This window comes from Mesorhizobium sp. M7A.F.Ca.US.002.01.1.1 (assembly GCF_004022955.1).
Classification (GTDB): domain Bacteria; phylum Pseudomonadota; class Alphaproteobacteria; order Rhizobiales; family Rhizobiaceae; genus Mesorhizobium; species Mesorhizobium ciceri.
Genome location: NZ_RZQE01000118.1, coordinates 1 through 13,982, shown reverse-complemented (window position 1 = coordinate 13,982; position 13,982 = coordinate 1). Strand labels below are relative to the sequence as shown.

Annotated in this window: 19 protein-coding genes; 5 read left to right on the top strand and 14 right to left on the bottom strand. The window is 62.7% G+C overall.

The annotated features are described in order from the left end of the window. The 3 genes from rpoN to ptsN all read left to right on the top strand — a co-directional run. A partial coding sequence (gene rpoN / locus EN932_RS14445; protein ID WP_128368881.1) for an RNA polymerase factor sigma-54 occupies positions 1-1,033 on the top strand: 1,033 nt, incomplete at its 5' end. Positions 1,034-1,298: 265 nt separating this feature from the next. Next, entirely contained in the window at positions 1,299-1,883 is a 585-nt protein-coding gene (raiA, locus tag EN932_RS14440) for a ribosome-associated translation inhibitor RaiA (RefSeq protein ID WP_013529588.1), read from the top strand. Positions 1,884-2,004: 121 nt separating this feature from the next. Beyond that, on the top strand, positions 2,005-2,469 hold the full coding sequence (ptsN, locus tag EN932_RS14435; RefSeq protein ID WP_013529589.1) for a PTS IIA-like nitrogen regulatory protein PtsN: 465 nt from the start codon (positions 2,005-2,007) through the stop codon (positions 2,467-2,469). Between the two features lie 92 nt (positions 2,470-2,561). Here the strand turns inward: ptsN and EN932_RS14430 are convergent, their stop codons facing one another. Further along, the gene (locus EN932_RS14430; RefSeq protein ID WP_013529590.1) at positions 2,562-2,816 is read right to left on the bottom strand and encodes a DUF1150 family protein; all 255 of its coding nucleotides are present in this window, start codon (positions 2,814-2,816) and stop codon (positions 2,562-2,564) included. A 65-nt stretch (positions 2,817-2,881) separates the two neighbouring features. Then, positions 2,882-3,307: an Hsp20 family protein gene (locus EN932_RS14425; RefSeq protein ID WP_013529591.1), complete on the bottom strand. Its 426-nt coding sequence runs from the start codon at positions 3,305-3,307 to the stop codon at positions 2,882-2,884. A gap of 315 nt (positions 3,308-3,622) precedes the next feature. Between EN932_RS14425 and EN932_RS14420 the strand changes: the two genes are divergently transcribed. Beyond that, on the top strand, positions 3,623-4,567 hold the full coding sequence (locus EN932_RS14420) for a nucleoside hydrolase (RefSeq protein WP_063170333.1): 945 nt from the start codon (positions 3,623-3,625) through the stop codon (positions 4,565-4,567). A 36-nt stretch (positions 4,568-4,603) separates the two neighbouring features. On the opposite strand, the gene EN932_RS14415 is transcribed toward EN932_RS14420, so the two are convergent. The 11 genes from EN932_RS14415 to EN932_RS14365 form a co-directional block, all read right to left on the bottom strand. Beyond that, on the bottom strand, positions 4,604-4,981 hold the full coding sequence (locus tag EN932_RS14415; protein WP_063169006.1) for a hypothetical protein: 378 nt from the start codon (positions 4,979-4,981) through the stop codon (positions 4,604-4,606). Positions 4,982-4,984: 3 nt separating this feature from the next. Then, positions 4,985-5,305 carry a hypothetical protein gene (locus EN932_RS14410; protein WP_013529594.1) on the bottom strand — a complete coding sequence of 107 codons (321 nt, stop codon included), beginning with the start codon at positions 5,303-5,305 and terminating at the stop codon, positions 4,985-4,987. Positions 5,306-5,406: 101 nt separating this feature from the next. After that, positions 5,407-6,021, bottom strand: coding sequence for a LysE family translocator (locus EN932_RS14405; RefSeq protein ID WP_013529595.1), 615 nt, complete (start codon positions 6,019-6,021; stop codon positions 5,407-5,409). A 113-nt stretch (positions 6,022-6,134) separates the two neighbouring features. Then, positions 6,135-7,583, bottom strand: a complete 1,449-nt coding sequence (locus tag EN932_RS14400) for an amidase (protein WP_063169005.1) — start codon at positions 7,581-7,583, stop codon at positions 6,135-6,137. Position 7,584: 1 nt separating this feature from the next. Then, positions 7,585-8,490 carry a ribokinase gene (locus EN932_RS14395; RefSeq protein ID WP_063169004.1) on the bottom strand — a complete coding sequence of 302 codons (906 nt, stop codon included), beginning with the start codon at positions 8,488-8,490 and terminating at the stop codon, positions 7,585-7,587. 153 nt (positions 8,491-8,643) lie between these two features. Next, on the bottom strand, positions 8,644-9,126 hold the full coding sequence (locus EN932_RS14390; RefSeq protein ID WP_164890483.1) for a hypothetical protein: 483 nt from the start codon (positions 9,124-9,126) through the stop codon (positions 8,644-8,646). Then, the gene (locus EN932_RS14385; RefSeq protein ID WP_027161334.1) at positions 9,101-9,613 is read right to left on the bottom strand and encodes a hypothetical protein; all 513 of its coding nucleotides are present in this window, start codon (positions 9,611-9,613) and stop codon (positions 9,101-9,103) included. The genes EN932_RS14390 and EN932_RS14385 overlap by 26 nt, the downstream gene beginning before the upstream one ends. Beyond that, positions 9,580-9,972: a hypothetical protein gene (locus tag EN932_RS14380; RefSeq protein ID WP_027161335.1), complete on the bottom strand. Its 393-nt coding sequence runs from the start codon at positions 9,970-9,972 to the stop codon at positions 9,580-9,582. Before EN932_RS14380 ends, EN932_RS14385 begins: the two co-directional genes overlap by 34 nt. 19 nt (positions 9,973-9,991) lie before the next feature. After that, positions 9,992-10,462, bottom strand: a complete 471-nt coding sequence (locus EN932_RS14375; RefSeq protein WP_027161336.1) for a hypothetical protein — start codon at positions 10,460-10,462, stop codon at positions 9,992-9,994. Between the two features lie 221 nt (positions 10,463-10,683). Beyond that, complete coding sequence (locus EN932_RS14370) at positions 10,684-11,559, bottom strand: bifunctional helix-turn-helix domain-containing protein/methylated-DNA--[protein]-cysteine S-methyltransferase (RefSeq protein ID WP_024502817.1); 876 nt, start codon at positions 11,557-11,559, stop codon at positions 10,684-10,686. Between the two features lie 124 nt (positions 11,560-11,683). Next, positions 11,684-12,178, bottom strand: a complete 495-nt coding sequence (locus EN932_RS14365) for a DUF2244 domain-containing protein (RefSeq protein ID WP_127384622.1) — start codon at positions 12,176-12,178, stop codon at positions 11,684-11,686. Positions 12,179-12,200: 22 nt separating this feature from the next. Here EN932_RS14365 and nth point away from each other — a divergent pair, with 22 nt between their 5' ends. After that, on the top strand, positions 12,201-13,025 hold the full coding sequence (gene nth, locus EN932_RS14360; RefSeq protein WP_063169002.1) for an endonuclease III: 825 nt from the start codon (positions 12,201-12,203) through the stop codon (positions 13,023-13,025). Position 13,026: 1 nt separating this feature from the next. Here nth and EN932_RS14355 read toward each other — a convergent pair. Continuing rightward, the coding region (locus EN932_RS14355; protein WP_206618935.1) for a tripartite tricarboxylate transporter permease at positions 13,027-13,982 on the bottom strand (956 nt) is incomplete at its 5' end.

The window sequence follows — 13,982 nt, the reverse complement described above, 5'->3', positions numbered from 1 at the left end:
TCTGATCGCCGCCGACCTCGCCGACGGCCTTGACGAGACCGGCTATCTGCGTGCCGATCTGGCAGAGATCGCCGCTCGTCTCGGTGCGGATGCGGCCGCCGTGGCGAAGGTGCTGGCGGTGTGTCAGACCTTCGAGCCGGCCGGCCTGTTTGCCCGCGACCTGGCCGAATGCCTGTCGCTGCAGCTTGCCGTGCGGAGCCGGCTCGATCCGGCGATGAAGGCGCTGGTCGCCAATCTCGAACTCCTGGCACGGCGCGATTTTCACGCATTGAAACGGATCTGCGGTGTCGACGAGGAGGATCTGCTCGACATGCTGGCCGAAATCCGGGCGCTCGATCCCCGGCCGGGCATGGCGTTTTCGGGCGGCGCCAGCGACGCGATCGTCGCCGATGTCGAGGTGCGCGCGGCCAATGACGGCAGCTGGACGGTCGAACTCAATGCCGAAACGCTGCCGCGGGTGTTGGTCGACCATATCTATTTCGCCCAGGTCTCTCCGCAGGCCAAGAACCAGGCGGAAAAGGATTTTCTGGCCGAATGCCTGCAGAACGCCAACTGGCTGACGCGCAGCCTCGACCAGCGGGCAAAGACCATCCTCAAGGTCGCTTCGGAAATCGTTCGCCAGCAGGACGCCTTCCTCGTCCATGGCGTGCGGCAGCTGAAGCCGCTCAATCTGCGCACGGTGGCCGACGCCATCGGCATGCACGAATCGACCGTCAGCCGGGTCACAGCCAATAAATACATGCTGACGCCGCGCGGCGTGTTCGAGCTTCGCTACTTCTTCACCGCCTCGATCGCCGCATCGGGCGGCGGCGATGCGCACTCCTCGGAAGCCGTGCGTGACCGCATCAAGCAGTTGATCGACGAGGAGAAGCCCGTCGACGTGCTTTCCGACGATGCAATCGTCGACATGTTGCGCGAAAGTGGCGTCGACATTGCAAGGCGTACGGTCGCCAAGTACCGGGAAGGCATGAATATCCCCTCCTCGGTGCAGCGCCGGCGCGAGAAACGTGCGATGGCCAGCGCCGGGCGCTGAGGCGAGTCGATTTTCCACAAGCCAGCACTTCATTGACAAGCCGCGGTGAACTGGCTAGAAGCCCGCCCGCATGAGACGGGCTAGATGCCCGCATGCGGATGGTCCGTCACGACGTTGGCCTCGGGACGGTCAAAGGGCGGCTTGTGATCAACCGGAAAGTCTGGATTTAAAATCGGCGCAAGTGACGCCGCAAAGCTTGTGCGCACGGATCACGAGTATAAACTCGGGCCAGTTTGAAGCCTGAGCAAGGAAGGTCAGTTTTCAGATGAATCTGCGCATATCGGGAAAACACATGGACATCGGCGATGCGTTTCGGACACGCATCAACGATCGTGTCGGCGAAGCGATCGGCAAATATTTCGATCGCGGCTTTGCCGGACATGTCACGGTCATCAAATCGGGTTCGCGCTATTCGGCGGATTGCATGATCCGGCTGGATTCCGGCGCTTCGCTGCAGGCCACCGGCGATGCCCAGGATCCGACGCTTGCCTTCGAGGCGGCGGCGGACCGTCTGGAAACCCGCCTGAGGCGCTACAAGCGCCGGCTGAAATCGCACAATTCGGGCGCCGCCAACGGCCAACCGACCGACATAGCCTACACGGTGATGGCGCCGCTTGCCGATGACGACGAGGACATTCCGGAGAATTTCGCGCCGGCCATCGTCGCCGAATCAACCATGACGCTGAAGACCATGTCGGTGGCGTCGGCGGTCATCGAGCTCGACACCAAGGACAGCCCGGTCTTCGTCTTCCGCAACGCGGGAACCGACCATCTCAACATCGTCTATCGCCGACCCGATGGAAATATCGGTTGGATCGACCCGTCGACGACCAAGGTCGCACAAGCGTGACGACAACGGTCGCACGGTGACGACAAGGGTCGCACGGTGACGACGAGGTCGCACTGGGATAAGAGCCGGCCGCACGAGGGGTGAGGACTGGTGACGGCAGGCGAACAAGGGATTTTCAAGCATGGATCTGAGCGATCTTATCAACGTTCCGGCGATATTGCCGGCGTTGAAGGCGAACTCCAAGAAGCAGCTGCTGCAATTGCTGTCCGAACGGGCGGCGGCGATTTCCGGCATTCCGGAGCGGGAGGTGTTCGACACCATCCTGCAGCGTGAGCGGCTGGGTTCGACCGGCGTCGGCAACGGCATCGCCATCCCGCACGGCAAGCTGGCCGGCGTGAAGCGCATCGCAGGTGTTTTCGCCCGGCTGGAGACGCCTGTCGATTTCGAATCGCTGGACGATCAGCCCGTCGATCTGGTGTTTCTGCTGCTGGCGCCGGAAGGGGCGGGTGCCGATCACCTCAAGGCACTGTCGCGCATCGCGCGAGTGCTGCGTGACGCCGACACGGTGGCCAAGATCAGGGGTACGCGCGACGCCGCGGCTATCCACGCGCTTTTATCGGACACCCAGGCCTCGCACGCGGCCTGATTTTTCTGGTGAGACGAACTTCAAGGGCCGCCACGGGCGGCCCTATGCGTTTGAGCCTGCTGGTCGCGCCTAACAGGGCGGCGCGCTGGGTCTTAGTGGATGGCGACCGTGGTCAGGTCGTTTTCCATGGCACCGGCCAGTGCGCGGTCACGCGCGTCGGAAAGCAGGATCGGCTGGCCATTGGCGGCAAACAGCGCCCACAGTTCCATGCCGGGAGCGATTTCGCCGAGATTGGGGAAACGGCCGAGCAATTCGTCGCTCGAGACCTTTCTGAGATAAGCGACCGAGCCCTCGCCGAGATGAGCGAATTCGCCATTGGTCATGGTGATAGTTTCAGTTCTGGTCATTTCAAAGCCTCCTTGGCGCGAGGACGCCGCTCAAGGCCATCCCGCATGAGAGCCATCGGTAAAGATCAGTCTTTCACCGATATGTTTATTTTCCGTACCAGCCGTTCGGACTCCGGCCGATCGAGGTCGATCGCCAAAAGGCCGTTCTTCAACTCCGCTGCGATCACCCGCATGCCGTCGGCCAGCACGAAACAGCGCTGGAACTGGCGCGCGGCGATGCCGCGATGAAGAAATTCGCGCTCGGTGTCGTCGGTCTGACGGCCGCGCACGACCAACTGGTTTTCCTCCGTGGTGACATCGAGATCGCTTTCGGCGAAACCGGCGACCGCCAATGTGATGCGCAACCTTTCGGTTTTGCCGTCGGCGCCGCTGAGGCGTTCGATGTTGTAGGGAGGGTAGCTGTCACCGGACTTCGCCAAGCGTTCCAGGGTCTTTTCCATGGCGTCGAAACCAAGCAGAAGCGGGCTGGAAAAGGGCGTCATTCGGCTCATGTTACACTGTCCTCTCAAGAGCGACATAAAGTGGAAAAACCCAGATGGCATTTTTCCCGATGGCCTTGATATGGTCCGCCCCGCGACCAAGTTCAAGCCGTCAACAGACCCGCCCAAAAAGACCAGGCCGTGGACTCACAGGAATGACAGACATGGCGCTTGAAACGGCGAGCAGATGCAAGGAAAAGCGCGCGGGTCGGGATTGTCTTCCCCGGTCGAGCGGTTCGGCCTGGCAGCTCGCGGCCGCTTCGGCGTCATTTGGATGTTCCGATCGGATCGATGCAAGTCCACGACCTCGCCAAACAAGGAATTGAAATGCCCCAGTCACGCAAGATCATCATCGACACGGATCCCGGCCAGGATGATGCCGTCGCCATATTGCTGGCGCTCGGCAGCTCCGAACTGGAGATCGTCGGCATATCAGCCGTTGCCGGCAACGTGCCGCTGAAGCTTACCGAAAAGAATGCCCGCAAGATCTGCGAGCTGGCCGGCCGCCCGGACATCAAGGTCTATGCCGGTGCCATCCGGCCCCTGACGCGCGAACTGGTCACCGCCGAGGAAGTGCATGGCAAGACCGGCCTCAACGGTCCGCAATTGCCCGAACCGACGATGAAGCTGCAGGACCAGTACGCGGTCGATTTCATCGTCGAGACGCTGATGAGCGAAGAAAGCGGCACGATCACGCTTTGCGCGCTCGGCCCGCTCACCAACATTGCGCTGGCGCTGATCCGCGAGCCGCGCATCGCACCGCGCATCAAGGAAATCGTGCTGATGGGCGGCGGCTTCTTCGAAGGCGGCAATGTCACACCGACCGCCGAATTCAACATCTATGTCGACCCGCAGGCCGCAGATGTCGTGCTCAAATCCGGCATTCCGATCGTCATGATGCCTCTCGACGTCACCCACAAGGCGCTGACCACCGCCAAGCGCACGCAGGCCTTCCGCGCGCTGGGCACCAGGGTCGGCACCGCCACCGCGGAGATGTTGGAGTTCTTCGAGCGCTTCGATGAAGAGAAATACGGCACCGACGGTGGCCCGCTGCACGATCCTTGCGTCATCGCCTATCTGTTGAAGCCGGACCTGTTCAAGGGCCGCAACTGCAACGTCAGCGTGGAAACCGCCTCGGAACTGACCATGGGCATGACCGTGATCGACTGGTGGGGCGTCACCAAACGGCCGAAGAACGCCATGGTGATGCGCGACATCGACCATGATGCGTTTTTCGCCTTGCTGGTGGAGAGGCTGGGGCGGCTTAACTGACCGTCAGAACAGAACTGAACTTGTGAGCACGCGTCTTCACTCATTGAGAAACCGATAGGTGTCTCCGCCGCGCTTATGATGTTGCCGCTCGATGGGGATGACCGAACCGACAAGGTGCGGCATCCCCACTTCATCATCGATGGATGTCACCGCGCTGTTGCCATCAAGGCGGACATCGTATGTGTAATACAGCCCGCGCCCGGCAGCCATCTTCGGATTGATGGGCATTAACCTCACATACTCGATAGTGCCCATCACACTCTGAGTTGCCACAACCGGATTGTCCTGGTTCATCGCAATCGGGATCAGCGCCGCCAGGGGCAGTGCGCAGAAGAATACGACACCAATGACTGCGTCTCGGTATTCTGCCTGAAACAGAAGCAGGCGGTTTCTGAGAGAAGATACTGTTGCCATGATTCAATTCACGAATCGGTAGAAGACGAAGCCATTGTCGCGCGTGACGCGTTCGATGTTTGTGCGCGAGCCGATCAGATGCGGGTGATCGTCATCGATAAGGACAGACGAACCGTTCTCGATAGAAACCAGATATATGCCGCGGCCATGGTCCAACCGGACACTTTCGACGTTTGCCTCGACTGTGTCGACCGATCGGATCGGGCTGGCGTCGTTGATCCATTTGTTTGCCGCCAACATGATCATAACCGCAAACGCACCAATAAAGAGGATCACGCCAGGCGCGTTCCTCTTCAAACCATCCCAAGTCCAAAAGACAGACATGAATCCCTCAAGCCAGATTCATGTGGTGGTGGGACAGCACACTTTCAATCTGTTGCCATTCCAGGGTGCTGCAACTCCTTGCGGCGCCGGCTCGGCCGCCTTTACTTCGACCGCGAAAACGCCAGCCACAGGCCGCCGCCGACCATGAAGCTGCCGCTGATCCTCGACAGGAGTTTGATGCGGCCGGCCGACAGCAGGCGCCCGGCGCGGCCGGCGGCCAGCGCGTAAGTCGAATCCGAGAAGGCGGCGAAGATCATGGCGGTCAGACCCATGACGGCGATCTGCAGCGAGTAGTTGCCTTGCGGCGAAATGAACTGCGGAAAGAAGGCGCCGAAGAAAATCAGCGTCTTGGGGTTGCTCAGCGCCACCAGCAGGCCCTGCAGGAAGAAGCCGCCGCGCGGCTTTCTCGCTGTTCCATCGGCATTCAACGTGCCCTTGGAGCGGAACATCTGCACACCCATCCAGATCAGATAGGCCGCGCCGATCAGTCGTACCCACTCGAACCAGTGGCCCATGCCTGCGATCAGCGTGTTGAGGCCGATGCCGACGATGGCGATCATCACGGCAAGCCCGGCCTGCGTGCCGGCGACGTTGGCGAGGCCGGCGCGCGAGCCATGGCGGATGCTGTTGGCAATGATCAGCGTGACCGTCGGACCGGGCACCAGGATAATGACGATGCAAGCGAGGACATAGGCGGCGTAGAGTTCGAGCGACATGCTTTTTCCCCAGGAATACCGCCGAGGCGGCGCGGCTGAGGATAATCAATGCATGGCGGCGATAGCGATGCAAGCCGGTGCGCGAAGCGCCGCGGCACGCCAACGCGTGCGATTCAGGCGCCGGCCGGCCAGGGCAGTGTTGCCTCATAGGCGGCCGCCGCCTTGAGCACGGCAAGGTCGCCGCGTGGCCGGCCGATCAGCTGCATGCCCATCGGCCGCCCTCTATCGTCGAAGCCGACCGGCACATTGGCCGCCGGGCAGCCGCCCAAGGTCGCGAAGGCGGAAACCTGCATCCAGCGGTGATAGCTGTCCATTGTGCGTCCGGCGACCTCACGCGGCCAATGCGTATCGATGTCGAAGGGGAAGACCTGCGCTGTCGGCAGCGCAATCAGATCATAGCGGTCGAAGATCGACAGCAGCGTGCGATGCCAGGACGTGCGGATGACCGAAGCGGCGCGGATCTGCGGCGCCGTCAGCCGCGTTGCGTTCTCCACTTCCCAGATGGCTTCCGGCTTGAGCAGGCGGCGCTTCGCGGGATCGTCATAGTGGGTTTTGAGCGCGCAGCCGCTGCTGGCCTGGCGCAGCGTCACGAAGGCCTGCCACAGCGCTTCGAAATCGAAATCCGGCAGCAGGGGCTCGGTCGCGAAGGACGCTTCCGCAAAGCGGCCAAGTGCCGCCTCGCACAGGCCGAGAACGCCTGTTTCAACCGGCAGATGACCGCCGAGATCACCGAGCCAGGCGATGCGGCCACCAGTTGCGGGTATTCCAAGCCCTTCGAGGAACGAGCCGGGTTTCTCGTAGGACAATGGCGCGTGCGGGTGGTAACCGGCCTGCACATCGAGCAGCAGTGCCATGTCACGGACGTTGCGGCCCATCGGCCCGTCGACGCCCATCTGCGCATGGAAGACTTCGAAATCGGGTCCGCCGGGAACAAGTCCTTGCGACGGGCGGAAGCCAAAAACATTGTTCCAGGCGGCCGGGTTGCGCAGCGAGCCGCCAAAGTCGCTGCCATCGGCGACGGGCACCATGTCGAGCGCCAGGGCAACGGCCGCGCCGCCGCTCGAGCCTCCGGCGGTCAGGGCCGGATCGAAGGCGTTCAGCGTCGGCCCGAACACGGCGTTGTAGGTGTTGGAACCAAGCCCGAATTCGGGGACGTTGGTCTTGCCGATGATAATGGCGCCGGCATTGCGGATGCGCTCGACGAAGAAATCGTCCTCCTGCGGCACGAAATCGGCGAAGATCGGCGAGCCGAAAGAGGTCCTGAGGCCCGTGGTCGAGGCGAGGTCCTTGATGGCCATCGGCAGGCCGAAGAGCGGGTTGGTTTTGGCTCGCGTTGGGCTGGCATCGGCCGCATCGGCTTCGCGCAGGATATCGGCGCGATCGCGCAAGGAGACGATGGCGTTGACCAGCGGATTGACCGCCTCGATGCGGTCGAGGAATGCCGCCACCACCTCGCGCACGCAAAGCTCCCTCTCCCGGATCGCGCCGGCGAGTTCGACTGCGGACAGGCGGCAGATGTCGCCTGCCGGTGGCACGGCATGTTTTGTTTGAGGACGCAGCATTTTAATGGGTTTCCTGCAGCGCCTGATCGACGTCTTTGGCGAGCGGGATCGCCGGTTGGGCGCCAGGTTTCAGGCAGGCCAGCGAGCCGGCCGCGCCGGCGCGCGCCAGCGCCTGTTCGAGCGTGAGGCCCGACGACAGGCTGGCGGCGAAATAGCCGCAGAACGTATCGCCGGCGCCGACCGTGTCGACGGGGACGATCTTGCGCGCAGCAACGGCCAGGAACTCGGTCGGTGTCGCCGCCATCACGCCATCGCCGCCGAGCGTGACGACGACGGTGCGGCCGGTCTTTCCGGCAAAGTCGCGCATGCGCACCGCCCGATCGCGGCCTTGCAGCGACAGCGCTTCGCCATACAGGTCGAACTCGGTTTCGTTGGCGACGACATAGTCGGCCTTGCCGAGAAAGCCGGCTGCTTGCGCCTGGAAAGGTGCTGTGTTGAGCACCGTGATGGCGCCGGCCGCCCTTGCCTGGTCGAGGGCGGCATCGACGGTGGCCAGCGGAATCTCATTTTGCAGCAGCACGACGTCGCCTTTTTTCAGAAAGGCCTTGGAGAGATCGCCGGGCACCACGGAAGCGTTGGCGCCCGGCACCACGGCGATGATGTTCTCGCCGTCGTCGGCGACCATGATCAGTGCCGTGCCGGTCGAGGCGTGAGTCTCGGCAACGCCGGACAGGTCGACCTTGCCGTCGCGCAGCAATGCCAGTGCCTCGGCGGCGAAGCTGTCCCTGCCGACGGCGCCGACCATGCGCACCGAGGCGCCGGCGCGTGCGGCGGCCAGGGCCTGGTTGGCGCCCTTGCCCCCGGGCGCGGTGGTGAAGGCCGAGCCGCCCACCGTCTCGCCGGGGCTCGGCAAGCGGTCGACCTTGGCGATAAGGTCGAGGTTGATCGAGCCGATGACGATAATCAAGCAGGGCCTCCTGGCAACGCAAATTCAAAATGCCGGAGCGTCTTCGTGCGTCCGGGCGAACGCAGATCGTTCCGATTGCGTGGAAGCTAACCTGTAAGGCCGCAGCTTGCCAGACCACGCGCATGGTCCAGCCCGATTTGAGTTGTCGCGGCCTTATTCGCAGCGCACGGTGACCGTGCCCTGATAGTTGCCGGCGGGAAAGATACCGCTCGACTTGGTGGCGGTGAGGTCGCCCTGCATCGCGTGGGTGCCGTTGGCAACCCTCTGCGGCACACTTCCGTTGACATCGGCCCCCGAGCCATCGAGGCGGAAGACCGAAGCGAACGTCACGTTGGTGCCACCGCCGCTCGGCGCGGACGAGAATGCGGCAGGCGCCGGCGCCGAAACCGAATAGCAGTCAAGCAGGTTGAGTATTGAGCATAACAGGGAGCTTGCCACCACGGTGGCGCTGGCGCTCGATCCGCCTGCCTGTTTGGAGCCCAGTATGCTGATGGCGGGACTGGCCTTCATCGTTCCGGACGCCCCGACCATGATGGTGCAGGTGCCGATGATCGCCGCCTGCATCGGAAGGCAGGAACCGGCAAGTGCCGCCATCGCAAACAGCGCGCGGCTACTGCTTCTTCTTTTTCTTGCCATCGCCATTTCCGGTTCTGATGCTCCAGCCTTCGTTGGCCCACCCCGGTGATGCGGTCGCGGGAGCGGTGGCGGCAATACTCGCCGTCTGGCCGTCGGTGCCGAGGCCCATTTTGAGGAGTTTCAGCTCCAGCTGAAGGCGCTCGACCTCAAGCTCGTAGAGACGGCTGCAATCGACGCGCTTGGGCGTACGCCCGATGGGGATCACCACGCGGCCGTAAGTGGCGACATCATTGTCGGACTGGCTGTTGCCTCTGATGACGCCGAGATCGACATAGGCGCCGGAGCCGGAGACGGCGGAACGGCAAGTGGTGCCATCCGCGGCATGGACCTCGTCCTGGCCCTGGGGCAAGGTGACGCCGGGCAGGTTGAAGCCGCTTTCGTTCTGGTTGAGGTTGTAGACGTCCTCGGCCCCGGCCGGCGAGGCACCCGCCCAAACAGCCGCGAGCGCCAGTGTCAGGACTTGCGGCGCCCAAAAAACTTTCCGCATATCTGTGCCCTTATCTGCGTCTGTTGATTGGGAAAGGGGATGCTTTCGGTACAGATACGCACTTTACGCTCGGCAGCGCCGCCGAAAGGCACAACCACAAGGACAGAACGGGAGGCCTGGGAGGCCAGTTGGAAGACATTTGGAGAGACCCTGGCATCTACCGGCTGGAAATCCTGATCGTAGACGTGAATTTCGACCCGGATGTTGCGGTCGTAGGGATTGGCGGGGAAGACGCGAACCGCAAAGACGTCGGTGAAGCTGTTGATCTCGCCACGCATCGGCGACATCGACTGAGCCTTGGCGGCAACGGGCGCCAATCCGACGGCCAACGCCGTCGCCAGGATTCGAGCATGTTTCACGACCCCTCCTTCGCTCGCGTCATTCGCAGCGCAGCGTTACCGTTGCCTGATAATTGCCGTTGGCGAAGCGATTGCTGCCGCCCTTGGTTCCGGCAAGGTGAACCGAGACGAGATCTGCGCCGGGGGTGGTGATGCTGGTTGTCGAGCCGGTCTCGACGATGGAATGCGCGCCGGCGGCGGAGTAGGTGGGTGTCCAGGTCGTCGACGTGCTGTCGGCGGATGGCACCGTCATGGTGGTGACCGGGTCGACGCTCAGCGACACACCTCCGGTCGTCGTCAGCGTCACGGTTCCAGCCGAGCCGCCGCTGTTGTGGGAGCTCAGGGACTGGAGATCGGGACTGGCCGTCATCGTACCGTTGGTGGCAACGACCAGCGTGCAGGTGGGCGCGATCGTGCCGTTGAAGATGACATTCTGCGTCGTGGCCAACGCGGCCTCGTCGACGCTGGCAACCAGCAGAGCTGCGCCGCAGGCGGCGCGAAACAATGTCATCGAGACCTCCTATCAAGCCGGATCGTCCGGATTAATATGAGAGCATCATCACTTTATCGTGGTTAATTTAGAGTTACCTAAAATAACGCCTCAAAAATAACAACTACAGGAACCGGAGGTTGCCCTCGGTTGCAAAAGCGGAACCACAGCGTAAATAGCGCTTATACTTGATAGCGCCGATAGAACCATGTTTTTCTTCGCAATATCGAGAAAAATCGATATTACGATACCTGCCCGGCTTCCCAACCCAGAATGGCGCGCTTGCGGGTCAGGCCCCAATGATAACCGGTGAGGTCGCCTGATTTGCCGATGGCGCGGTGACAAGGCACCACGAAAGAGAGCGGATTGGCGCCGTTGGCCGCACCGACCGCACGGCTGGCGGACGGGGCGCCGATGCTGGCCGCAATCGAGGAATAGGTGCGGGCCTTGCCCATCGGGATCTTGAGCAGCGCCTCCCAGACGCGAACCTGGAAGTCGGTGCCGATCATGACGACATGCAGCGGCTGGTCGGGGCGCCACAGCGTCGGGTCGAAGATACGGGCGGCATAGGGGCCGGTGGCAGTCATGTCCTCGACGTAGATGGCGTTCGGCCAGCGGCTGGACATGTCGGCGAAGGCGGCGCGTTCCTCGCCGGGGTCGCTGAAGGCGAGGCCGGCGAGCCCGCGCTCGGTGGCCATGATCAGGGCGGTACCGAACGGCGAGGAATGGAAGCCGTAGCGGATGGTGAGCCCGGCGCCGCGTGTCTTGTAGTCGCCCGGCGACATCGCCTCGTGCGTGACGAACAGGTCATGCAGCCGGCCGGGGCCGGACATGCCCAGTTCGAATGAGGTCTCGAGCAGCGGCATGCCGGAATCGAGCAGCCTGCGCGCATGGTCCAGTGTCACCGCCTGCAGGAAGGCCTTGGGCGACAGGCCGGCCCAGCGGGTAAAGAGTTTTTGCAGGCCGGTCGGCGTCTCGCCGACCTCCTCGGCCAGCTCTTCGAGGGAAGGCTGATCACGATAGTCGAGACTGATCTTCTCGATGGCACGGCGCACGATCTCATAATCGCTGCCCTCAGGCGTGATGTCCTTTTTGAGGACTGCGGTGTGTGTGCTCATGGAACTGTCTCCTTGGGCCGGAATATCGCCCCTCGGGGCGTCGATCGCCACCCGAAACTTGCCTTCTTGCGGCGCATACCCGGATAGGCACCGGATTCGAGCCCTGGAATCGCTCGCGGCTGGCTCAGCGTGCCTTGGCGGCCGCCAGCGCGCGCGAAAAGGCGGTGGCAAAACTCTCGCGGGAATCGGGGTCCAGGAACGATCCGATCGGCACGTTCTGGCCTTCACCTTGCACCGTCATGCCTGTGATGCCGATCTCGGCGTGACGGGCCACCGAAAACCGCGCCCAGAACGGATTGAAGCGATGCGCTTCCGATTTCCCCGAGGGGGCTGTCTTGCGGATGTCGAGGCTGGTGCGCGAAACCGAGACTTCTTCGCGTGCGCGAGCGGCACGATAGTTGATGCGAAAGGCGATGTAGACGGCGGCCACGTCGAGGCCGAAGAAGCCGAACACCGGCCAGGCGCCGCGCGACAGGAAAAACGCGCCTGTCACCAGCCAGCCGAACAGCAGCGCGCCCATCAGGACGAAGAAGCCTGTCCGGCCCAGAGACCGGTGCGGGGTCAGTAGCGCCTGAAAGAATGGCTCGTCGGCCTGAAACGAGGCGTTTGTGTCGCTCATGAGGGGATATTATAGGAGGGAAATGGCAAGCCCCAAGTCCAAAGATTCTTCCCTGTCCAAAAAAGAGCCGTTGCCCGCACGACGCGATGGTTCGAACGCAAAGCCGCGCCCGCGGCCGGCGCGAAGCGCGTTACGCTACAGCCCGGCCGAAGTGAAAGAGATATTCCGGCGCTTTTCCGTCCAGCGGCCCGAGCCGAAGGGCGAGCTCGAACATGTCAACGCCTTCACGCTGCTGGTCGCGGTGGTGCTGTCGGCGCAAGCGACGGATGTAGGCGTCAACAAGGCGACGCGGGCGCTGTTCAGGGCCGCCGATACGCCGCACAAGATGCTGGCGCTGGGGGAAGCAAGGGTCGGCGAATATATCCGCACCATCGGGCTGTGGCGCAACAAGGCGAAGAATTTGATTGCGCTGTCGCAGGCGCTGATCCGCGACCATGGCGGCGAGGTACCCGATAATCGAGATGAATTGGTCAAGCTGCCCGGGGTCGGGCGCAAGACCGCCAATGTCGTGCTCAACATGGCCTTCGGCCAGCACACGATGGCGGTCGACACGCACATTCTTCGCATAGGCAACCGGCTCGGATTAGCGCCCGGCAAGACGCCGGAACAGGTCGAGCAGGGATTGTTGAAGATCATTCCGGACGAATATATGCGCCATGCACATCACTGGCTGATCCTGCATGGCCGCTACGTCTGCAAGGCGCGCAAGCCGGATTGCCCGGCCTGCGTCATCGCCGACATCTGCAAGGCCGAGGTCAAGACGACCGATGTGCCGGCACCGCTGGTGCCGATCGCACCGCTCGACCCGGTCGAAGAGGTTCAGGACCGAGGCGGAACGGCGGCGTAATTCAACTCTCCTCCACAAACACCTCTTCGCGCTTTTTCTTGACCGCCGGCAGGAAGACGACGGCGAGCACGGCGAGCGCTATGAGCAGCAGGCCGGCGCTGATCGGTCTGGTCACGAAGGTGCTCGGGTCGCCGCGCGAGAGAATCATGGCGCGGCGCAGATTTTCCTCGAGCAGCGGGCCGAGCACGAAGCCGAGCAGCAGCGGTGCCGGTTCGCAGCGCAGCTTGGTCAGGAGGTAGCCGAGGAAGCCGAAGAAGGCGACGGCGTAGAGATCATAGACGTTGCTGTTGACGCTGTAGACGCCGATCGAGCAGAACGCCATGATGATCGGGAAAAGCACGTAATAGGGGATCGTCAGCAGCTTCACCCAAAGCCCGATCAGCGGCAGGTTGAGGATGATCAGCATCAGATTGCCGATCCACATCGAGGCGATGATGCCCCAGAACAGCGCCGGCTGTTCGGTCGCGACATTGGGGCCGGGCACGATGCCCTGGATGATCATGGCGCCGATCATCAGCGCCATGACAGGGTTGGCCGGAATGCCCAGCGTCAGCATCGGGATGAAGGAAGTCTGCGCACCGGCATTGTTTGCCGATTCCGGTCCGGCGACGCCTTCGATGGCGCCCTTGCCGAACTCCTTCGGGTTTTTCGAGACGCGTTTTTCGACCGTGTAGGAGGCAAAGGCTGCCAGGATCGCGCCGCCTCCCGGCAGGATGCCGAGCGCTGAACCGATGATCGTTCCGCGCACGATGGGCGCTGCCATGCGCCGAAAGTCCTCGCGGGTCGGCATAAGGCCGGTGACCTTGCGGATCATCACGGAGCGCTCATCCTCGTTTTCGAGGTTGCGCAGGATCTCGGCGATGCCAAAGACACCGACCGCCACCGCAACGAAATTCAACCCGTCGGCATATTCCCGGATTCCAAGCGTGAAGCGCGGCGTGCCGGTGTAAATGTCGG